This window comes from Achromobacter sp. UMC46, assembly GCF_014170335.1.
In the GTDB taxonomy this organism is placed as follows: Bacteria; Pseudomonadota; Gammaproteobacteria; order Burkholderiales; family Burkholderiaceae_B; genus Achromobacter.
This window is the reverse complement of record NZ_LZZS01000035.1, coordinates 157,846-178,887: the sequence shown is the minus strand read 5'-3', so window position 1 is coordinate 178,887 and position 21,042 is coordinate 157,846. Positions and strand designations below refer to the sequence as shown.

General features: G+C 65.1%; 19 protein-coding genes. 18 read left to right on the top strand and 1 reads right to left on the bottom strand.

The features are described from left to right. Positions 1-277 precede the first annotated feature (277 nt). The 15 genes from gyrA to cysM all read left to right on the top strand — a co-directional run bounded on the left by gyrA (position 278) and on the right by cysM (position 16,968). Positions 278-2,947: a DNA gyrase subunit A gene (gene gyrA, locus A9973_RS24730; protein ID WP_183016281.1), complete on the top strand. Its 2,670-nt coding sequence runs from the start codon at positions 278-280 to the stop codon at positions 2,945-2,947. Continuing rightward, positions 2,947-4,077, top strand: a complete 1,131-nt coding sequence (gene serC, locus A9973_RS24725; RefSeq protein WP_183016280.1) for a 3-phosphoserine/phosphohydroxythreonine transaminase — start codon at positions 2,947-2,949, stop codon at positions 4,075-4,077. Before gyrA ends, serC begins: the two co-directional genes overlap by 1 nt. Further along, a complete protein-coding gene (gene pheA / locus A9973_RS24720; RefSeq protein WP_183016279.1) occupies positions 4,070-5,155 on the top strand; it encodes a prephenate dehydratase in 1,086 nt (361 codons plus the stop codon). The genes serC and pheA overlap by 8 nt, the downstream gene beginning before the upstream one ends. An 11-nt stretch (positions 5,156-5,166) precedes the next feature. Then, complete coding sequence (gene hisC / locus A9973_RS24715; RefSeq protein WP_183016278.1) at positions 5,167-6,288, top strand: histidinol-phosphate transaminase; 1,122 nt, start codon at positions 5,167-5,169, stop codon at positions 6,286-6,288. Beyond that, complete coding sequence (locus tag A9973_RS24710) at positions 6,285-7,187, top strand: prephenate dehydrogenase/arogenate dehydrogenase family protein (RefSeq protein WP_183016277.1); 903 nt, start codon at positions 6,285-6,287, stop codon at positions 7,185-7,187. Before hisC ends, A9973_RS24710 begins: the two co-directional genes overlap by 4 nt. A gap of 5 nt (positions 7,188-7,192) precedes the next feature. Further along, positions 7,193-8,515, top strand: coding sequence for a 3-phosphoshikimate 1-carboxyvinyltransferase (gene aroA, locus A9973_RS24705; protein WP_183016276.1), 1,323 nt, complete (start codon positions 7,193-7,195; stop codon positions 8,513-8,515). An 11-nt stretch (positions 8,516-8,526) separates the two neighbouring features. Then, entirely contained in the window at positions 8,527-9,243 is a 717-nt protein-coding gene (gene cmk / locus A9973_RS24700) for a (d)CMP kinase (protein ID WP_183016275.1), read from the top strand. 190 nt (positions 9,244-9,433) lie between these two features. Then, positions 9,434-11,146: a 30S ribosomal protein S1 gene (gene rpsA, locus A9973_RS24695; RefSeq protein ID WP_006225145.1), complete on the top strand. Its 1,713-nt coding sequence runs from the start codon at positions 9,434-9,436 to the stop codon at positions 11,144-11,146. A gap of 3 nt (positions 11,147-11,149) precedes the next feature. Then, positions 11,150-11,509 (top strand): integration host factor subunit beta, encoded by a 360-nt coding sequence (locus tag A9973_RS24690; RefSeq protein WP_049072346.1) that lies wholly within the window; start codon positions 11,150-11,152, stop codon positions 11,507-11,509. 183 nt (positions 11,510-11,692) lie between these two features. Next, the gene (locus A9973_RS24685) at positions 11,693-12,007 is read left to right on the top strand and encodes a lipopolysaccharide assembly LapA domain-containing protein (RefSeq protein WP_006225143.1); all 315 of its coding nucleotides are present in this window, start codon (positions 11,693-11,695) and stop codon (positions 12,005-12,007) included. 59 nt (positions 12,008-12,066) lie between these two features. Next, complete coding sequence (gene lapB, locus A9973_RS24680; protein WP_183016274.1) at positions 12,067-13,284, top strand: lipopolysaccharide assembly protein LapB; 1,218 nt, start codon at positions 12,067-12,069, stop codon at positions 13,282-13,284. Then, the gene (gene rfaE1 / locus A9973_RS24675; RefSeq protein WP_183016273.1) at positions 13,281-14,222 is read left to right on the top strand and encodes a D-glycero-beta-D-manno-heptose-7-phosphate kinase; all 942 of its coding nucleotides are present in this window, start codon (positions 13,281-13,283) and stop codon (positions 14,220-14,222) included. The genes lapB and rfaE1 overlap by 4 nt, the downstream gene beginning before the upstream one ends. Further along, positions 14,219-15,208: an ADP-glyceromanno-heptose 6-epimerase gene (rfaD, locus tag A9973_RS24670; protein ID WP_183016272.1), complete on the top strand. Its 990-nt coding sequence runs from the start codon at positions 14,219-14,221 to the stop codon at positions 15,206-15,208. Before rfaE1 ends, rfaD begins: the two co-directional genes overlap by 4 nt. A gap of 224 nt (positions 15,209-15,432) precedes the next feature. Next, positions 15,433-15,981, top strand: a complete 549-nt coding sequence (locus A9973_RS24665; protein WP_183016271.1) for a helix-hairpin-helix domain-containing protein — start codon at positions 15,433-15,435, stop codon at positions 15,979-15,981. Positions 15,982-16,059: 78 nt separating this feature from the next. Next, a complete protein-coding gene (gene cysM, locus A9973_RS24660) occupies positions 16,060-16,968 on the top strand; it encodes a cysteine synthase CysM (RefSeq protein WP_105554962.1) in 909 nt (302 codons plus the stop codon). Positions 16,969-17,074: 106 nt separating this feature from the next. Here the strand turns inward: cysM and mltB are convergent, their stop codons facing one another. Continuing rightward, on the bottom strand, positions 17,075-18,229 hold the full coding sequence (mltB, locus tag A9973_RS24655; protein ID WP_183016270.1) for a lytic murein transglycosylase B: 1,155 nt from the start codon (positions 18,227-18,229) through the stop codon (positions 17,075-17,077). A gap of 10 nt (positions 18,230-18,239) precedes the next feature. On the opposite strand from mltB, the gene A9973_RS24650 reads away from it, so the two are divergent. The 3 genes from A9973_RS24650 to A9973_RS24640 all read left to right on the top strand — a co-directional run bounded on the left by A9973_RS24650 (position 18,240) and on the right by A9973_RS24640 (position 20,916). After that, positions 18,240-19,163, top strand: a complete 924-nt coding sequence (locus A9973_RS24650) for a histone deacetylase family protein (protein ID WP_183016269.1) — start codon at positions 18,240-18,242, stop codon at positions 19,161-19,163. A gap of 71 nt (positions 19,164-19,234) precedes the next feature. Beyond that, on the top strand, positions 19,235-19,984 hold the full coding sequence (locus A9973_RS24645) for an electron transfer flavoprotein subunit beta/FixA family protein (RefSeq protein WP_013392406.1): 750 nt from the start codon (positions 19,235-19,237) through the stop codon (positions 19,982-19,984). A 2-nt stretch (positions 19,985-19,986) separates the two neighbouring features. Continuing rightward, positions 19,987-20,916 (top strand): electron transfer flavoprotein subunit alpha/FixB family protein, encoded by a 930-nt coding sequence (locus tag A9973_RS24640; RefSeq protein ID WP_183016268.1) that lies wholly within the window; start codon positions 19,987-19,989, stop codon positions 20,914-20,916. The last annotated feature ends 126 nt before the right edge of the window (positions 20,917-21,042 follow it).

Genomic DNA, 21,042 nt, shown 5'->3' with positions numbered 1-21,042 from the left:
ACAATCTTAAGGCATTTGGGGGGCTTTGGCTTCCCTGGACAGGCGCATTAACGCTGGATACGACGTTTTCGGCGCTCCATCGGTTTTCCATGTTGGTTTTTGACAACAAGGCCATTGGGCGCGGCCCGACAGCCGGCCGCGGCATTCGGATGGCGGCACGCAGAGGCCGCTCCTCGGCCACTTCCCGCGGCCCCGCCCAACGGGATCGGAATCGAATGATAGAATTTCCTGTTTACCCGGCCCGGGTTCCTCCTTACACGATTCTGTCGTTATATATATGGATTCCTTTGCCAAGGAGACGCTTCCGGTTTCGCTGGAAGAAGAGATGCGCCGCAGTTACCTCGATTACGCGATGAGCGTGATCGTTGGGCGGGCGCTACCGGATGTGCGGGACGGGCTGAAACCCGTCCACCGGCGCGTGCTCTACGCGATGCATGAACTGAACAACGATTGGAATCGCGCCTACAAGAAGTCGGCGCGTATCGTCGGGGACGTCATCGGTAAGTACCACCCCCACGGCGACCAGTCCGTCTATGACACCATCGTCCGCATGGCGCAGGATTTCTCCATGCGCTACATGCTGGTCGACGGCCAGGGCAACTTCGGCTCGATCGACGGCGATAACGCCGCGGCGATGCGCTATACCGAAATCCGCCTGGCCAAGATCGCTCACGAACTGCTGGCCGACATCGACCAGGAAACGGTGGACTTCGGCCCCAACTACGATGGCAGCGAGCAAGAGCCGCTGCTGTTGCCGTCGCGCCTGCCCAACCTGCTGGTCAACGGCAGCTCGGGCATCGCGGTGGGCATGGCCACCAACATTCCGCCGCACAACCTCCAGGAAGTGGTCGACGGCTGCCTGTACTGCCTGCGCAATCCGGCCTGCACGGTCGATGAGCTCATCGAGCTCATCCCGGCGCCGGACTTCCCCACGGGCGGCATCATCTACGGCATGTCCGGCGTGCGCGAAGGCTATCGCACCGGTCGCGGCCGCGTCATCATGCGCGCCAAGACCCACTTCGAAGACATGGAGAAGGGTAATCGCCAGGCGATCGTCATCGACGCGATTCCCTACCAGGTCAACAAGAAGACCCTGCAGGAACGCATCGCCGAACTCGTCAACGACAAGAAGATCGAAGGCATCTCCGATATTCGCGACGAGTCCGACAAGGACGGCATGCGCCTGGTCATCGAGCTCAAGCGCGGCGAGGTTCCCGAGGTTGTCCTGAACAACCTGTACAAGAATACGCAGCTGCAAGACACCTTCGGGATGAACCTGGTGGCGCTGGTCGACGGCCAGCCCCGCCTGCTCAACCTGAAGCAGATGATCGACTACTTCCTGCAGCACCGCCGCGAAGTGGTCACGCGCCGCACGGTGTTCCAGCTGCGCAAGGCCCGCGAACGCGGCCATGTGCTGGAAGGCCTGGCCGTCGCACTGGCCAACATCGACGATTTCATCACGATCATCAAGGCCGCGCCGACGCCTCCCGTCGCCCGCCAGGAATTGATGGCCAAGTCGTGGGACTCGTCGCTGGTGCGCGACATGCTGTCGCGTGCAGACGGCGATACGCCGGGAGGCCGTTCGGCCTTCCGTCCGGACGACCTGGACGCCGAGTTCGGCCTGCAGGGCGACGGCATGTACCGCCTGAGCGATACGCAGGCTCAGGAAATCCTGAACATGCGCCTGCAACGCCTGACCGGGCTGGAGCAGGACAAGATCGTCGGCGAATACAAGGACATCATGTCCACCATCGCCGATTTGCTCGACATCCTGGCGCGCCCCGAGCGCATCACGACGATCATCTCCGACGAGCTGCAAGCGATCAAGGCCGAATTCTCGACCGGCGTGAAGGACTCGCGCCGTTCGGAAATCGAGATGAACGCGACCGAGCTCGACACCGAAGACCTGATCACGCCCACCGACATGGTCGTGACCCTGTCGCACGGCGGCTACATCAAGAGCCAGCCCCTGTCCGAGTACCGCTCGCAAAAGCGCGGCGGACGCGGCAAGCAGGCGACGGCGATGAAGGAAAACGACTGGATCGACCAGTTGTTCATCGCCAACACGCACGACTTCCTGCTGTGCTTCTCCAACCGCGGCCGCGTGTACTGGCTGAAGGTCTGGGAAGTGCCTCAAGGCACGCGCAACTCGCGCGGCAAGCCTATCGTCAACATGTTCCCGCTGGCTGACGGCGAGAAAGTCACGGTGGTGCTGCCGGTCAAGGAGTTCAGCGAAGACCATTTCGTCTTCATGGCGACGACGCGCGGCACGGTCAAGAAGACCCCGCTGTCCGACTTCTCCAACCCGCGCAAGGCCGGCATCATCGCCGTCGACCTTGACGATGGCGACTACCTGATCGGCGCCGACCTGACCGACGGCAAGCATGACGTCATGCTGTTCTCGGATTCCGGCAAGGCCGTCCGCTTCGACGAAAACGACGTGCGTCCGATGGGCCGCAACGCCCGCGGCGTGCGCGGCATGATGCTCGAGGAAACGCAGACCGTCATCGCGCTGCTGGTTGCCGGCGACGAAACGCAGACCGTGCTGACCGCTACCGAGAACGGTTACGGCAAGCGCACGCCGATCGGCGAATACACGCGCCATGGCCGTGGTACGAAGGGCATGATCGCCATCCAGACCAGTTCGCGCAACGGCAAGGTCGTGGGTGCGGTGCTGGTCAACCCGACCGACGAGATCATGCTGATCACCACCGGTGGCGTGCTGGTGCGCACCCGTGTCGCGGAAATTCGCGAAATGGGCCGCGCGACACAAGGCGTCACGCTGATCAACGTTGACGACGGCAGCACGCTGTCCGGCGTCCGTCGTGTCGTGGAAAGCGATGCGGACGACGACGGCGAACTGGGCGAAGAGGGCCCGGACGAAGGCGGCGACGGCAGCAACGATGACGCGCAAGCGACGGATTCGACGGAACCTACGGAGCAATAATGGCCCGCCCCTGGAACTTCTCGGCAGGCCCCTCGGCCTTGCCCGAGGTGGTATTGCAGCAAGCAGCAGCTGAGATGCTGGATTGGCACGGAAGCGGCATGTCCGTGATGGAAATGAGCCATCGCGGCAAGCATTTCGTGCAGATCTGCGACGAAGCGGAATCGGATCTGCGTGATCTGCTGGGCTTGCCCGCCGATTACGCCGTCATGTTCATGCAAGGCGGGGGTTCCGGGGAAAACGCCATCGTTCCCATGAATCTGATGGGGCGCCGCAGCACGCCGGCTGCCGACTTCGTCGTGACGGGCCATTGGTCCAAGCGTTCGTACAAGGAAGCCGGCCGCTACGGCAGCGCCCAAGTGGCGGCAAGCAGCGAGCAGGCCATCCAGCTGGATGGCCGCGAGCAGGGGCCGCTGACCTGGGTGCCGCCGGTCGACACCTGGAAGGTGCGTCCGGAGTCCGCTTATCTGCACCTGTGCAGCAACGAAACCATCGGCGGCGTCGAGTTCATGGACTGGCCCGACACCGCCGCGCTGGGTGCGCCCGATGTGCCGCTGGTCGTCGACGCGTCCTCGCATTTTCTGTCGCGTCCCATGGACGTGACGCGCTGCGGCATGATGTATGCCGGCGCGCAAAAGAACGCGGGTCCGGCAGGCGTGACCATGGTCATCGCCCGCCGCGACCTGATCGGCCATGCCTTGCCGATCTGCCCGTCGGCCTTCGACTACGCCAACGTGGCGGCCGAGCATTCGCGCTACAACACGCCGCCGACGTTCGCGATCTACATCGCGGGGCTGGTGTTCAAGTGGGTCAAGGCCAACGGCGGCGTCGCAGGCATGGACGCGGCCAACCAGGCCAAGGCCGACCTGCTGTACGGCTATCTGGACAGTTCCGGCTTCTACCGCAACCCCATTCACGCACCCGTGCGTTCACGCATGAACGTGCCGTTCGTACTGCGTGACGAGTCGCTCAACGACGCCTTCCTGCAAGGCGCCGACGCGGCTGGCCTGACGCAGTTGAAGGGGCACAAGAGCGTGGGCGGCATGCGCGCCTCCATCTACAACGCCGTGCCCCTTGCCGGGGTGTCGGCGCTGGTCGAGTATCTGAAGGAATTCGAGCGCCGCTATGGATGAAGAACTGCAGCGCAAGCTGCTTCCCTTGCGCACCCGCATCGATGCGTTGGACGCGCAGATACTCGACCTGCTGTCGCAGCGCGCGCGCGCCGCGCTGGAAGTGGGCGAGGCCAAGCATGCCGCGCAAGCCGACGGCCCGGTGTTGCGCCCCGAGCGCGAAGCCGAAGTCATCCGCCGCTTGCAGCAGCTCAACCCCGGCCCGTTTCCGAACGCCGGCGTGGCGTCGGTCTGGACCGAGATCATCTCGGCCTGCCGCGGCCTGGAACGCGGCATGACCGTCGCGTACCTGGGGCCGCAAGGCTCGTTTTCCGAACAGGCGGCGCTGGAGCATTTCGGTCATTCCGTGCAAAAGCTGCCGTGCGCCTCGTTCGACGAGGTCTTCCGCGCGGTCGAAGGCGGCCAGGCCGATGTGGGCATGGTGCCGGTGGAGAACTCCACCGAAGGCGCCGTCAACCGCAGCCTGGACTTGTTGTTGAACACGCCGCTGACGATCCTGGGTGAACGTTCGCTGGTGATTCGCCATTGCCTGATGTCGCAATCGGGCGGCATGGACGGCATCAAGGCCATTTCCGCCCATCCGCAGGCCTTGGCCCAGTGCCAGGGATGGCTGACGCGCAACTATCCCGACCTTGAGCGCGTGGCGGCCTCCAGCAATTCCGAGGCGGCGCGCGCGGCGGCGGGCGATCCGACCATCGCGGCGATCGCCGGCGAAGTGGCCGCGCCTGCCTGGAACCTGCAGGTCGTCGCGGCCGGTATCCAGGACGATCCGCACAACCGCACCCGCTTCCTGGCCATCGGCAATATCCAGCCGCTGGTCAGCGGCAAGGACAAGACCAGCCTGATCCTGGCGGTGCCGAACCGCGCGGGCGCCGTTTACGAAATGCTGGCCCCGCTGGCGGCCAACGGCGTGTCGATGACGCGCTTCGAGTCCCGCCCCGCGCGCACCGGCCAGTGGGAATATTATTTCTACGTTGATGTCCTGGGTCACCGCAACGACCCGAACGTCGAGCGCGCCCTTGCCGCCTTGCAGGCGCAGGTCGCCTACCTGAAAGTGCTGGGTTCGTACCCCGCGCCCTGAGCCCCCACACCATGACCACCGCATCCAAGCCCCTCGTTGCTCCCGCCCACGTCAGCGCCATCGCGCCGTACCAGGCGGGCAAGCCCATTGAAGAACTGGCCCGCGAGTTCGGGCTGGATCCGGCCGGCATCGTCAAGCTGGCGTCCAATGAAAACCCGCTGGGCATGCCCAAGTCGGCGCGCGCGGCCATGCTGGCCGCGGCGGAATCGCTGGCCCGCTATCCCGACCCCAACGGTTTCGACCTGAAGGCGGCACTGGCCGAACGCTACGGCGTGCCGATGAGCTGGATCACGCTGGGCAACGGCTCGAACGACATCCTGGAAATCGCCGCGCTGGCCTTGCTGGAGCCGGGCGCCTCGGCGGTCTACGCGCAGCATTCGTTCGCCGTGTATCGGCTGGCCACGCAAGCGCGCGGCGCGCGCCACATCGTCGTGCCGGCGCAAGACTACGGCCATGACCTGGACGCGATGTTCGACGCGATCGCCGACGATACGCGCCTGCTGTTCATCGCCAACCCCAACAATCCGACCGGCACCTTCGTGCCGGGCGACAAGGTCGCGTCGTTCCTGGAGCGCGTGCAAGCCGCCCATGGCGACCGCGTCACCGTGGTGCTGGACGAGGCCTACAACGAGTATCTGGATCCGGAACACCGCTTCGACAGCACCGCGCTGGTCCGCCGGTTCCCGAACCTGATCGTCTCGCGCACGTTCTCCAAGGCTTACGGCCTGGCGGGCCTGCGCGTGGGCTTTTCGGTGGCGCAGCCGCCCCTGACCGATCTGCTGAACCGCGTGCGCCAGCCGTTCAACGTCAATACGCTGGCCCAGGCAGCGGCCATCGCCGCGCTGGGCGATGCCGCCTACCTGGAAGAGGCGTATGCCTCGAACAAGTCGGGCAAGGCGCAATTGTGCGAGGCGTTCGACCGCTTGAAGCTGCGCTATGTGCCCAGCTACGGCAATTTCGTGCTGGTGCATGTAGGCGACGCACCGCGCATCAATCTGGAACTGCTCAAACGCGGGGTGATCGTGCGCCCGGTGGCCGGAGACGGCCTGCCTGAATGGCTGCGCGTGTCTATCGGCCTGCCGCAAGAGAACACCCGCTTCATCGACGCCCTGACCGCCATCCTGTCCGCATGAACGACGCGTTACCTTCTACCGATCAGGGGGCCGCTGGCCCCCTGATTCCTGTACTGGCCGTCGTGGGCGTCGGCCTGATCGGCGGATCCTTCGCAGCGGCCTTGCGCCAGGCCGGGCAAGTGGGCCGGGTGCTGGGCGTGGGGCGCAATGCGACATCGCTGGCGCGCGCGGTCGAGCTCGGCTTGATCGACGAGGCCGTCAGCGCGGAAGACGCCGCGGCCCGCGCCGATTTGATCTTGCTGTCCACGCCCGTCGGCGGGCTGAAGAACGTGCTGGCGCGGATGCTGCCGCATCTGGGCGCCAGGGCGGTGCTGACCGACGCAGGCAGCACCAAAGCCGAGGTCGTCGAGGCGGCGCGCGAGGCGCTGGGCGGCAATATCGGGCGTTTTGTGCCGGGGCATCCCATTGCGGGCGCCGAACGCACCGGGCCGGAGGCCGCCGATCCCGGGCTGTACCGCGGGCGCACCGTCATTCTGACGCCGCTCGCCCAGAACAGCGCGACGTCGGCCGATCTGGTGCGCCGCGCCTGGGAGGCGTGCGGCGCCAGCGTGATCGACATGGACGCCGGCGCGCACGATCGTCTGCTGGCATCGGTCAGCCATCTGCCTCACCTGTTGTCTGCGGTCTACATGGAGCAGGTGGCTACGGCCGCCGACGCCCGGACCCGCCTGGATCTGGCCGGCAGCGGTTTTCGTGATTTCACGCGCATCGCGGCGGGTTCGCCGGAGATGTGGCGCGATATCTTCCTATCCAATCGCGATGCGATGCTGGCCGAGCTTGCCGATGTGCGCGCCGTGCTGGATCGCGCCGAACGCGCGATCGCCGAGGGCGACGACGCGGTTTTGCTGGCGCTGCTGGAAACCGCGGCCCAGGCGCGCCGCAACTGGCGCAAGGAGTAGTCGACATGGGCGCTTTGCCATATCTGGACCTGCCGCGCGTGCGGCAAGCGCAGGGCGTGATCGCCTTGCCGGGTTCCAAGAGCATTTCCAACCGCGTGCTGCTGCTGTCGGCGATTGCCGAGGGCACGACCGTCATCACCGGCCTGCTGGATTCCGACGATACGCGCGTCATGCTGGCCGCATTGCGCCAGTTGGGCGTGCAGGTGTCAGACCTTGAGGCCGGCCGAGTCACCGTCGAGGGCGTGCGCCGTTTTCCGGTGGAAAGCGCGGACCTCTTCATGGGCAACGCCGGTACGGCGATTCGCCCGCTGACGGCCGCGCTGGCCCTCATGGGCGGCGACTACCGGTTGTCGGGCGTGCCGCGCATGCACGAACGGCCCATCGGTGACCTGGCGGACGCCTTGAACGCGCTGGGCGCGCGGATCGACTATCTGGGCCAACCGGGCTATCCGCCGCTGCATATCGGCCGCGGCGAGATCGCGGCTGATGCCGTGACGCGCGTGCAGGGCTCGGTGTCCAGCCAGTTCCTGACGGCCTTGCTCCTGGCTGCGCCTTTGCAGGCCGGCCGCAGCGGCAAGCCCGTCACCATCGAAGTGGTGGGCGAGCTGATCTCCAAGCCCTATATCGAAATCACGCTGAACCTGATGGCGCGCTTCGGCGTTCAGGTTCGTCGCGACGGCTGGAGCCGCTTCGTGATCGACGGCGGCGCGGCTTACCGCAGCCCCGGCCAGATCGCGGTGGAGGGCGATGCCTCCACGGCATCCTATTTCCTGGCGCTGGGCGCGATCGGCGGCGGCCCCTTGCGCGTGACCGGCGTGGGCGCCGACAGCATCCAGGGCGACGTCGCATTCGCCGACACGCTGGCGCACATGGGCGCCAAGGTGGCCTACGGCCCGGACTGGATCGAAGTGACCGGCGTCCGGGTGGCCGACGGCGCGCGCCTGAAGGCGTTCGACACCGATTTCAACCTGATCCCCGATGCCGCGATGACCGCCGCGGCGCTGGCCCTGTACGCCGACGGCCCGTGCCGCTTGCGCAACATCGGCAGCTGGCGCGTAAAGGAAACCGACCGCATCCACGCCATGCAGACCGAGCTGGAAAAGCTGGGTGCGCTGGTGGAATCGGGGCCGGATTGGCTGCGCGTCATCCCGCCGGCGCAGGACGCTTGGCGCGACGCGCACATCGGCACCTGGGACGACCATCGCATGGCCATGTGCTTCTCGCTGGCGGCCTTCGGCCCGGCGGCGGTCCGAATTCTGGATCCGGGTTGCGTCAGCAAGACGTTCCCGGGTTACTTTGATGTCTACGCGGGCCTGGTGTCGGCCTAGCGCAAATTTCCATGACTTTGACTTCTTCTACTGACTCCCCTCTGGCCGCCGTTATCACGATCGACGGCCCCACCGCTTCGGGCAAGGGCACCGTGGCGCATCGCGTCGCCAAGGCGTTGGGCTGGGACGTGCTGGACAGCGGAGCGCTGTACCGCCTGACCGCCCTGGCGGCCCTCAAGCAGGGCGTTCCCGCCGACGACGAGCCGGGCGTGGCCCGGGTAGCCGAAACGCTGGACGTGCGCTTCGACGGCCCCCACGTGTACCTGGAAGGCGTTGACGTCGGCCACGACATCCGCCGCGAGGAAGTGGGCAATTTCGCGTCCCGCGTGGCCGCGTTCCCTGGCGTGCGCCAGGCGCTTTTAGAGCGCCAACGCGCTTTCCGCGTGGCTCCCGGGCTGGTGGCGGACGGCCGCGACATGGGCACAGTGGTGTTCCCGGATGCATCCCTCAAGGTGTTCCTGGTTGCCGACGTGGTCGCCCGGGCGGAGAGGCGCCGTAAGCAGTTGATCGAAAAGGGAATTTCTGCTAATCTAGATGACCTTCTACGCGACATGCGCGAGCGGGACGCCCGTGATACCGAACGGGCGACTGCGCCGCTTGCTCCCGCAGCAGATGCACACGTGCTGGATTCGTCTGAATTGACGATTGCAGAGACGGTGCAGGCAATACTGGATTTTTGGCAGCAAGCACAGACAAAAGCACAAGCGAAAGCACAAGCGAAAGCCTAGGCAAAAGCCTGAAAGCTGCACCCGCCAGACCCACGTTGATTTTTTGATTAGGCCCTGTTCTTGCCAGGCGCAACCCCCACGGGACACCCCGCAGGGCAAACCGGCAGACAGGTATTTTGACTCCACTGTGGCGGGCAATCCGCTGCGGTGTGTTCTTAACGGCCATTTCGGCCCAATGGATTTCAACCCCATGTCTTCCGTTTCCACTACCGCCACCGGCGGCGAAAGTTTCGCCGACCTTTTCGCACAAAGCCTCAAGAGCCAGGACATGAAGTCCGGCGAGGTCATCAGCGCCGAAGTCGTGCGCGTCGACCATAATTTCGTCGTCGTCAACGCCGGCCTGAAGTCCGAAGCGCTGATCCCCCTGGAAGAGTTCCTGAACGACCAGGGCGAGCTCGAAGTGCAACCTGGCGATTTCGTCTCGGTGGCCATCGATTCCCTGGAAAACGGCTACGGCGACACCATCCTGTCGCGTGACCGCGCCAAGCGCCTGTCGGCCTGGCTGCAGCTGGAAAAGGCCCTGGAAAACGGCGAACTGGTTACCGGCACCATCACCGGCAAGGTGAAGGGCGGCCTGACCGTCATGACCAACGGCATCCGCGCGTTCCTGCCGGGTTCGCTGGTGGATCTGCGTCCGGTCAAGGACACCACCCCGTACGAAGGCAAGACCCTCGAATTCAAGGTCATCAAGCTCGACCGCAAGCGCAACAACGTTGTGCTGTCGCGTCGCCAGGTGCTGGAAGCCAGCATGGGCGAAGAGCGTCAAAAGCTGCTCGAAACCCTGCACGAAGGTGCCGTGGTCAAGGGCGTGGTCAAGAACATCACCGATTACGGCGCGTTCGTTGACCTGGGCGGTATCGACGGCCTGCTGCACATCACCGACATGGCATGGCGTCGCGTGCGTCACCCGTCCGAAGTCCTGCAAGTGGGTCAAGAAGTCGAAGCCAAGGTCCTCAAGTTCGACCAGGAAAAGAGCCGCGTCTCGCTGGGCGTCAAGCAGCTGGGCGAAGATCCGTGGGTGGGTCTGGCTCGCCGCTACCCGCAAGGCACCCGCCTGTTCGGTAAGGTCACGAACCTGACCGACTACGGCGCGTTCGTCGAAGTCGAAGCCGGCATCGAAGGCCTGGTTCACGTCTCCGAAATGGACTGGACCAACAAGAACGTCGACCCGCGCAAGGTTGTTACCCTGGGCGAAGAAGTCGAAGTCATGGTCCTGGAAATCGACGAAGACCGTCGTCGCATCTCGCTGGGCATGAAGCAGTGCCGTCAGAACCCGTGGGAAGAGTTCGCTACGAACTTCAAGCGCGGCGACAAGGTCCGCGGCGCCATCAAGTCGATCACCGACTTCGGCGTGTTCGTCGGTCTGCCTGGCGGCATCGACGGCCTGGTTCACCTGTCCGACCTGTCGTGGACGGAAACGGGCGAAGAAGCCGTGCGCAACTTCAAGAAGGGCGACGAGATCGAAGCCGTGGTTCTGGGCATCGATACCGACAAGGAACGCATCTCGCTGGGCATCAAGCAGCTGGAAGGCGACCCCTTCAACAACTTCGTCGCCACGTTTGACAAGGGCGCCGTTGTTCCGGGCACCATCAAGTCCGTTGAAGCCAAGGGCGCTGTTGTTACGCTGTCCGTGGACGTTGAAGGCTACCTGCGCGCTTCCGAGATCTCCTCGGGCCGCGTTGAAGATGCCACCACCGTTCTGAACGCCGGCGAAAACATCGAAGCCATGATCGTCAACATCGACCGCAAGACGCGTTCGATCCAACTGTCGATCAAGGCCCGTGACAACGCCGAGACCGCCGACACGATCCAGCGCATGTCCGACGCCAGCGCTTCGTCCGGCACCACCAACCTCGGCGCGCTGCTGAAGGCCAAGCTGGACCAACAGCGCAACGACGGTTAATTCGTGACCAAGTCGGAGCTGATCGCCGCCTTGGCGGCCCGCTATCCTCAGCTGGCCGCCCGAGACACCGATTACGCGGTCAAGACCGTGCTGGATGCGATGACCCAGGCCCTGGCCTCGGGTCAGCGCATCGAGATCCGCGGTTTTGGCAGCTTCTCGTTGTCGCAGCGGTCTCCCCGAATCGGCCGCAATCCGAAATCTGGCGAACAAGTGCTGGTGCCTGGCAAACAGGTGCCGCATTTCAAGGCGGGCAAGGAATTGCGTGAACGGGTAGATCTGGTCGGCGGCAATGACGAGGACGCTCAATCTTCTGGATCGAGTGAACCGATGCCGTCCATGGCAAGCTTGCACGCCATGCACTGACGGCTCGGCGTAAAGGCTGCCTACGGGCAGATCGGACCGAGAACAGGCCCCTTGAGAAATCAAGGGGCTTTGTTTTTTCCGATCGGTCGAGTGCCCGTCCGGCGCCCCGCGGGGATTTTTTTTCCTTGCTGCTTTGCGGCGTCGCTTACAATTGACAGTCTTGAATTCTCTGGAGCATGCGTCATGCGCTATCTCGTCTGGGCCCTGCGATTGCTCGTGTTTATTGCGGTATTGATGTTCGCCTTGAAGAACACCGATCCGGTTGCCGTGAAGTTCTATGCGGACTACGTCGTGCAAGACGTGCCATTGATCGTTGTGATGCTGGTCGTATTCGTGGCCGGCGCCCTGTTTGGCCTGTTGCTGACCGTGCCCGCCGCCATGCGCCGCCGCCGCGAAGCCATGCGCTTGCGCCGCGAGCTGGACCGTGTCCAGGCTGCCGTCAACGGCACCACGCCTGTCGTGCCGCCGGAAGCCGTCGCGCCGATGTCGCCGCTGTGACGGCGCGCCGTCCGCCGCACGCCCCTTTTTCGCACTGAATTACCGCAAGAGCCCGAACAGTGGATTTTGAACCTTGGTGGTTGATTTTCGTGCCGGTGTTGTTTGCGCTCGGCTGGTTGGCCGCGCGTTTCGACATCCGGCAGATGCTTCGGGAAACCCGCAGCCTGCCCGATTCGTATTTCCGCGGGCTGAACTTCCTGCTGAACGAACAGCCGGACCGCGCGATCGACGCGTTCGTCGAAGTCGCCAAGCTGGACCCCGAGACGACCGAGCTGCACTTTGCGCTGGGCAGCCTTTTCCGCCGCCGCGGCGAAATGGAACGCGCCATCCGCGTGCATCAAAGCTTGCTGAGCCGGTCCGATTTGCCTGCCGCCGAGCGCGAACACGCGCAGCATGAACTGGCGCAGGACTTCCTCAAGGCCGGCATGCTGGACCGCGCGGAAAGTGGCTTCGAACAGCTCAAGGACACCCGCTACGCGCTGCCGGCCCTGCGTTCGCTGATCCGCATCTTCGAATCCGAACACGATTGGCCGCGCGCCATCGAAGCGGTCAAGACGCTGCAAGGCCTGGTCGACGAGCCGGTGCCCCAGATCGTGCATTATTACTGCGAGCAGGCGCAGACCGCCCTGACCGCGAAGCCGGCCGACGTGGATGCCGCGCACAAGGCGCTTGACGCCGCCGACCACGCCCTGTCGACGACCGATGCGTCGTTGAGCAAGGGGGCGATGGTGCGTACGGCCGTGCTGCGCGCCCGCCTGGCCCTGATGGAACAGGATCCCAAGCGCGAGCGGCTGTACCTGGAGTCGGTGATGACCGACGCGCCGGAATACGCAGGCCTGGTGGCCGAACAGCTGCTGGCCAACTACCGTGCCGCCGGCCAGGTCGAAGCGGGGCTGGAATTCCTGCAAAAGCAATATCAGCGCCACGCGTCGCTGGATCTTTTCAATGTGGTGTTCCGCGAGTTGCGCGTGCAGCAGGGCTCGGCCGTCGCCTGGGCGTTCGCGCGCGGCGCGCTGCGCAGTCATCCGTCCCTGTTGGGGCTGGACCGCCTGCTGGAAGCCGAACTGGCCAGTCCGGAAGCCGGCGTCACCGAACAGGGCCCGGTACCCGGGGCGGACCTGACGCTGCTGCGCAGCCTGATCCACAAGCATACGCAACGGCTGGACCGCTATGCGTGCCGCAGTTGCGGTTTTCAAGCGCGTCGCTTTTACTGGCAATGTCCCGGCTGCAACGCCTGGGAAACCTATGCGCCGCGCCGCCTGGAAGAACTTGAATGAAGCCTTTCCCCGCCGAAGCCATTTCGCGTAGCCGCGTTCTCGTGGTGGGCGATGTGATGCTGGACCGTTATTGGTTCGGTGAAGTCGAACGTATTTCGCCGGAAGCGCCGGTGCCCGTGGTGCGCGTCGCGCGCCGCGAAGACCGCCTGGGCGGGGCAGCCAACGTGGCCCGCAACGTCGCGGCGCTGGGTGGCCAGGTGACGCTGGTGGGCGTGCTGGGCGCGGACGAGGCGGGCGACAGCATCCGCCGCCTGTCGGCCGAAGCCGGCATTCAGGCCGACCTGATCGCCGACCCGTCCCTGCACACTACGCTGAAGATGCGGGTGCTGGGCCGCCAGCAGCAGTTGCTGCGCGTGGATTTCGAACAGCACCCTGAACAGGCCGCGCTGGACGGCGTGGACGCCGCGCTGGCCCGCCATCTGGCCAACCACGACATCGTCGTGCTGTCCGACTACGCCAAGGGCGTGTTGACTCGCGTCGAATCGCTGCTGGCCATGGCGCGCCATGCGGGCATTCCGGTGCTGGTGGACCCCAAGGGCGACGACTACGCGCGCTATCGCGGCGCGACGCTGGTCACACCGAACCGCTCGGAAATGCAGCAGGCCGTGGGCCGCTGGAATTCCGAAGCCGAATTGACCGATCGGGCGCAACGCTTGCGCGCCGACCTGGACCTGGAGGCCTTGCTTGTGACGCGTTCCGAGCAGGGCATGACATTGTTTACCGATACGGGGCGAGACCACATCGATGCGCAAGCGCACGAAGTGTTCGACGTGTCCGGCGCGGGCGACACCGTGCTGGCGACGCTGGCGGTGTCGCGCGCCATCGGCTTGCCGTGGCCCGAAGCGATGGGCTGGGCCAACAAGGCCGGCGGCATCGCCGTGGGCAAGCTGGGCACGTCCGTCGTCACCGCAGCGGAATTGGCAGGAGAACCCTCATGATCGTCGTAACCGGAGCCGCAGGCTTCATTGGCAGCAATCTGGTGCGCGGGCTGAACCGCCGCGGCATCCAGGACATCATCGCGGTGGATGATCTGACCGAAGGCGACAAGTTCGTCAATCTGGTCGATTGCCAGATCGCCGAGTACATGGACAAGGACGATTTCCGCCGCCGCGTGGCCGACGGCAGCCTGCCCTCCGTGCGCGCCGTACTGCATCAGGGCGCGTGTTCGGACACGACTGAGCGCAACGGCCGCTACATGATGGACAACAACTACCGCGTCACGCTGGAGCTGTTCGAGTTCTGCCAGTCGCGGCGCATCCCGTTCCTGTATGCCTCGTCGGCGGCGGTGTATGGCGGCTCGTCGATCTATGTCGAGCATCCCGACAACGAAGGCCCCTTGAACGTCTACGGCTATTCCAAGCTGCTGTTCGACCAGGTGCTGCGCAAGCGCATGGACAGCCTGACGGCGCAGGTCGTGGGCCTGCGCTACTTCAATGTCTATGGGCCGCATGAGCAGCACAAGGGGCGCATGGCCTCGGTGGCGTTCCACAACATGAACCAGTTCCTGGAGCACGGCCACGTGCGCCTGTTCGCGGGCTGGGACGGCTATGTGGACGGTGGGCAAAGCCGCGACTTCATTTCGGTCGAAGACGTGGTGGCCGTGAATCTGCATTTCCTGGATCATCCGGAACAATCGGGCATTTTCAATTGCGGCACGGGCCGTGCCCAGCCGTTCAACGACGTGGCGGCGGCGGTGGTGAATACCTTGCGTGCCGAGCGCGGCGAGGCGGAACTGACGCTGGCGCAACTGGTGGAACTGGATCTGATCCGCTACATCCCGTTCCCGGACGACCTGAAAGGCCGCTATCAGAGCTACACGCAGGCGGATGTCTCGCAACTGCGCACCGCAGGTTTCTACGCGCCGATGCGCGACGTGCAAACGGGTGTGGCCGAGTACGTGCGCTATTGGCGCGCGCGCCGATAAGCGCTTATAAGCGCCCATAAGCGTCGATGAAAGCAAGCATTGCCTGAGCCGGCCCGGCACCGCCCGGTCCGGCTAGGAAAACCACCGTTCCGGTGGTTTTTTTTCGCCCTCCGTACTTGCCGGGGTGGATCTTTCCGTTCACCGGGGCCCTGGATAACGGGGCGGGTGGCCATGATTCAGGGGTGGCGCGACAACCGTTGCGCCCGTTCGTTCAGGAGACTCTCATGAATCCATTGCATCCCTCGACGTCTACCCGGCCCGGCGCTTGCCCGGCACAGCGGCTGCCGTGCCGGCCGCTCCGGTCCGCATTCCCCCGGCGCGTGCCGCGCGGGCTGCGCCGGGCATTCGGCGCGCTGCTGGTGACGGCGGGGCTGGGCATCGCGGGGCCGGCCCACGCGCTGGATGTCAACCAGGCCAGCGCGCAGCAACTTGAAGGCATTCGGGGCATCGGTCCGCGCACCGCCGAGATCATCGTGGGTGAACGGGACCGCGGCGGCAAGTTCGACTCGTTTGAAGATCTTGCTGAGCGTGTGCGGGGCATCGGCCTGAAAAAGGCGCAGGCCTTGGAATCGGCCGGTCTGCAGATCGGGGTGGGCACGGCGGCGTCCGTCAAGCCCGAGGCAAAGCCGGCGGCAATCCCGGCGGCTGCGCCGCCTGCGTTGGCCGCCGGCAAGGCGGCCGCCAGACCGGCAGCCACGCCTGTCGCCAAATCCACGACTCAATCCACGGCAAAGGCCGCCGCCTTGAAGGCGCAGGCGCCGCCCAGGCCCTGAAGGGCCTGGGCGGGGAGCCCCTGGCGGGAGCGCGGCTTTTGGCCGCGTCCGCCGCCGGGCGGAGTTATTATCGTCCGCATGACTACTACCTACCCCACTATCGAGCAGACCGTCGGCAACACGCCGCTGGTGCGTTTGCAGCGCATTCCCGGTGCCGCGGGCGACGCGCGTGGCAACGTCATCCTGGCCAAGCTGGAAGGCAACAACCCCGCCGGTTCCGTGAAGGACCGTCCGGCCTTGTCGATGATCAAGCACGCGGAAGCGCGCGGCGACATCAAGCCGGGCGACACCTTGATCGAGGCCACCAGCGGCAATACCGGCATTGCGCTGGCCATGGCGGCCGCAATGAAGGGCTACCGCATGATCCTGATCATGCCGGACAACCTGTCGGTGGAGCGCCGGGCGGCCATGGCGGCCTATGGCGCCGAGTTGATTCTGACGCCGGCCGACAAGGGCGGCATGGAGTATGCCCGCGACCTGGCCACCGAGATGCAGGCGGACGGCAGGGGCGTGGTGCTGGACCAGTTCGCCAACCCCGACAACCCCCGCGCGCACGTGGAAACCACCGGGCCCGAACTCTGGGACCAGACCGACGGCCGCATCACGCACTTCGTCAGCGCGATGGGCACGACGGGCACCATCATGGGCGTGTCGACGTATCTGAAATCGCGCAACCCGGCGGTGCAGGTGGTGGGCGCGCAACCGGCCGAAGGCTCGCAGATTCCCGGCATCCGGAAGTGGCCCGAGGCCTACCTGCCGAAGATCTTCGACCGCAGCCGCGTGGATGCCTACGAGTCCATCGAGCAATCGGAAGCTGAAGTGATGGCGCGCCGCCTGGCCGCGGAAGAGGGCATCTTCGGCGGTATTTCGTCCGCGGGCGCGCTGGTCGCCGCCTTGCGCGTGGCGGAACGCGTCAATGACGCCACCATCGTCTTCATCGTGTGCGACCGCGGTGACCGCTACCTGTCCACGGGCGTGTTCAACTGAAAGCCTGAACGTCCTGAAAGCCCGAAAGCGGCCGGGCCACTGGCCTCGCAATGAAAAACGCCCCGTTCATCATCAACGGGGCGTTTTCATGTCCGGCAAGGTCAGGTCAACGCCTGACGCGGGCTTCGATTTCGCTGGCCAGGTCCGCCACGGACGTGGCGTAGAAGTAGCTGCGGTTGTACTTGGTCAGGGCGAAGAAGTTGGGCGTGCCGACGCGGTACTGGGCGGTGCCGCGGGCCTCTTCCACCAGATCGACCACGCCTAGCGGCTGGCTGCCCCAGCCGGTGGTGGACGCGCCTGGCAGCAGGCGCGCGCCGGCGGCGCTGAGCGTGCCCCAGCTTTGCTTGGGCTCCAGCCCGCCGTCGACCAGCGCAGTGGGATCCGCCGGCAGGGCCACCGGAGCGAACACGGGCAGGCCGCGTTGCCAGCCGTGCTGCGCCAGGAAGCTGCCCACGGACATGATGGCGTCCTGAGTATTGTTGGTCAGGTCGATATGGCCGTTGTCGTCGCCGTCCACCGCGTAATGCATGATGCTGGTCGGCATGAATTGCGGCATGCCGATGGCGCCCGCATACGAGCCGCGCGTCTCCAGGTCCAGCTTGTCTTTCATGGCCAGGGTCAGGAAGTCCGCCAACTGGCCGCGGAACATCGTGGCGCGCTCGGGCTTGTTGGGGTCGGGATAGTCGAAGGCCAGCGTCGCCAGTGCGTCCAGGACGCGGAAATTGCCCATGTTGCGGCCATACAGCGTTTCGACGCCGATGATCGACGCGATGATGGGCGCCGGCACGCCAAAGCGTTGCGCGGCCTGATTGAGCAGGTCGCGGTTCTCGTTGTAGAAGTCCACGCCCCAGCCGATGCGCTTGGGCTCGACGAAGCGCGACCGGTACGTCAGCCAGCTGCGCCAGATCTTCTTGCCCGGTGGCGAGGGCGCGATCAGGCGCGACACCGTGGCGTTGTAGCGCGACCCTTCCAGCGCCTTGACCATCGGATCGAGCGGCAGTTGGCGTTCCGCGGCCAGTTCTTCCACGAAACTGCGCACTTCCGGACGCAGCGCGCCGGTGGCGGTCAGCGTGGCGGGCGCGTCGTCCGGCAGTTCGGAGCCCGGTGTCGGCGTACTGGGCCCGATACGGATAGCGGCATTGGCTGTTGCGGCCGCGGGTTGCGCGGCAAGTGAATTAGGTGCGGTAGGAGCGGTGGTGGAGCACCCCGCCAGCAGGGCGGAAAGCGTTCCGAGTTGCAGTAATCGCCGACAGATGAACATAATCTTCCTTATGGAGACCATGTATCTTACTCACCCGGCATGCCGCTTGCATGAAATGGGCAGTTGGCATCCCGAAAGCCCGCAGAGGCTGGACGCCATCTCGGACCAGTTGCTGGCAAGCGGACTGATGCCTTATCTGGACGACCGGCAGGCGCCTCAGGCCTCGCGCCAAGACCTGCTGCGCGTGCACACTGTCCAGTACCTGGACAGTTTGCGCGAACATACGCCGGACCAAGGGTATTACCCGATAGATCCCGATACGCTGATGAATCCCCACACCTACGAAGCCGCTTTGCATGCGGCCGGCGCGGGCGTGGCGGCGGTGGATGCGGTGATGGCCGGCGAGGCCCGCACGGCGTTCTGCGCGGTGCGTCCGCCCGGCCACCATGCCTGCCGGTCGCAGGCGATGGGGTTCTGCTTCCTGAACAACGTGGCCATCGCGGCGCGCCATGCGCTGGACGTCCACGGCCTGTCGCGCGTGGCTATCGTGGACTTCGACGTGCATCACGGCAATGGCACCGAAGACGTGCTCGCCGGCGACGAGCGCGTGCTGATGTGCAGTTTTTTCCAGCACCCGTTCTTTCCCAACAGCGGCACGGAGCATCCGGCCGCCAACATGCTGAACGTGCCTGTCGCGGCTTACACGACGGGCGCCGCGGTCAAGGCGATCGTCACGGATACCTGGCTGCCCAGGCTGGAGGCCCATCGTCCGGAATTGATCCTGGTGTCGGCGGGTTTCGACGCGCACCGGGAAGACGACATGGGCCAGATGGGCCTGGTCGAGGCCGATTACGCCTGGATCACCGAGCAGCTCGTGGACGTGGCCGAACGCCACTGCCAGGGACGGATCGTCAGCACGCTGGAGGGCGGTTACAACTTGTCCGCCCTCGGCCGCAGCGTGGTTGCGCATATACGAGCGCTGGCGAAGCTGTAGAATCAGGAAAAAATTGTGCAATGCGATCCCGGCGCATCGCCGGGTCATTATTTCCATTTGGAGGCAGCGGGATGAAGGTGTTGGTACCTGTCAAGCGCGTCGTTGACTACAACGTCAAGGTGCGAGTCAAGTCGGATCAGACTGGCGTGGATATCGCCAATGTGAAGATGTCCATGAACCCCTTTGACGAAATCGCCGTCGAAGAAGCGACCCGCCTGAAGGAAAAGGGTGCCGTCGCTGAAGTCGTGGCGGTTTCTTGCGGCGTTGCGCAATGCCAGGAGACGCTGCGCACCGCCATGGCCATCGGCGCCGACCGCGGCGTGCTGGTCCAGACCGACGCCGAGCTGCAGCCGCTGGCCGTCGCCAAGCTGTTGAAGGCGCTGGTCGACAAGGAACAGCCGCAACTGGTGATCCTGGGCAAGCAAGCTATCGACGACGATGCCAACCAGACCGGCCAGATGCTGGCTGCGCTGCTGGACTGGCCGCAAGCCACGTTCGCCAGCAAGGTCGAGCTTGCCGATGGCAAGGTCACGGTCACGCGCGAAGTGGACGGCGGCCTGGAAACGCTGACGCTGAAGCTGCCGGCGATCGTCACGACCGACTTGCGCCTGAACGAGCCGCGCTACGTCACGCTGCCGAACATCATGAAGGCCAAGAAGAAGCAGTTGGACACCGTCACGCCTGAAGAATTGGGCGTTGATGCGGCTCCGCGCCTGAAGACGCTGAAGGTCAGCGAACCGCCCGCCCGCAAGGCCGGCATCAAGGTGGCGGACGTTGCAGCCCTGGTGGACAAACTCAAGAACGAAGCGAAGGTGGTCTGAACATGACGACGCTGGTTATTGCCGAACACGATAACGCCCAGTTGAAGGGCGCAACCCTGAACGCCGTCGCCGCCGCCGCCAAGATCGGAGGCGACGTGCACGTGCTGGTCGCCGGCGCCAACGCGCGCGCCGTGGCCGACCAGGCCGCGGCCGCCGCAGGCGTGGCCAAGGTCCTGTTGGCCGACGCGCCGCAACTGGCCGACGGCCTGGCGGAAAACGTCGCCGCGCAGGTGCTGGCCGTGGCTTCCAGCTACAGCCACATCCTGTTCCCTGCTACCGCCTCGGGCAAGAACGTGGCGCCGCGCGTCGCGGCCAAGCTCGATGTGGCGCAGATCTCGGACATCATTGGCGTGGAATCCGCCGACACGTTCCTGCGTCCGATCTACGCGGGCAACGCCATTGCCACCGTGCAATCGGCCGACGCCGTGAAGGTCATCACCGTGCGCACGACGGGCTTTGACGCCGTCGCCGCGCAAGGTGGCTCGGCCGCCGTGGAAGCCATCACCGCCGTGGCCGATTCGGGCCTGTCCACGTTCGTGGGCCGGGAAGTCGCCAAGAGCGACCGTCCGGAACTGGCCGGCGCACGCGTGGTGGTGTCGGGCGGTCGCGGTCTGGGCAGCGCCGAAAACTTCAAGATCCTGGATCCGCTGGCCGACAAGCTGGGCGCCGCACTGGGCGCTTCGCGCGCCGCGGTCGACGCCGGCTACGCGCCGAACGACTGGCAGGTTGGCCAGACGGGCAAGATTGTTGCACCGCAACTTTACGTGGCGGTGGGTATCTCGGGTGCCATCCAGCATTTGGCCGGCATGAAGGATTCCAAGGTCATCGTCGCGATTAATAAAGACGCCGAAGCGCCGATTTTCGGCGTGGCCGATTATGGTCTGGTGGGCGATTTGTTCCAGGTCGTACCCGAACTGACTGGCGCGCTGTAAGCCGCCTGTGCAAGCAGTTTGAAAGCCCGCGGATGTCACGTCCGCGGGCTTTTTCTTGTTCCCGATAATCTGCGTCCGTCTCGTCTGGTCGTCGTATTTCTTTTGATTTTCTGAAAGATTCTGATA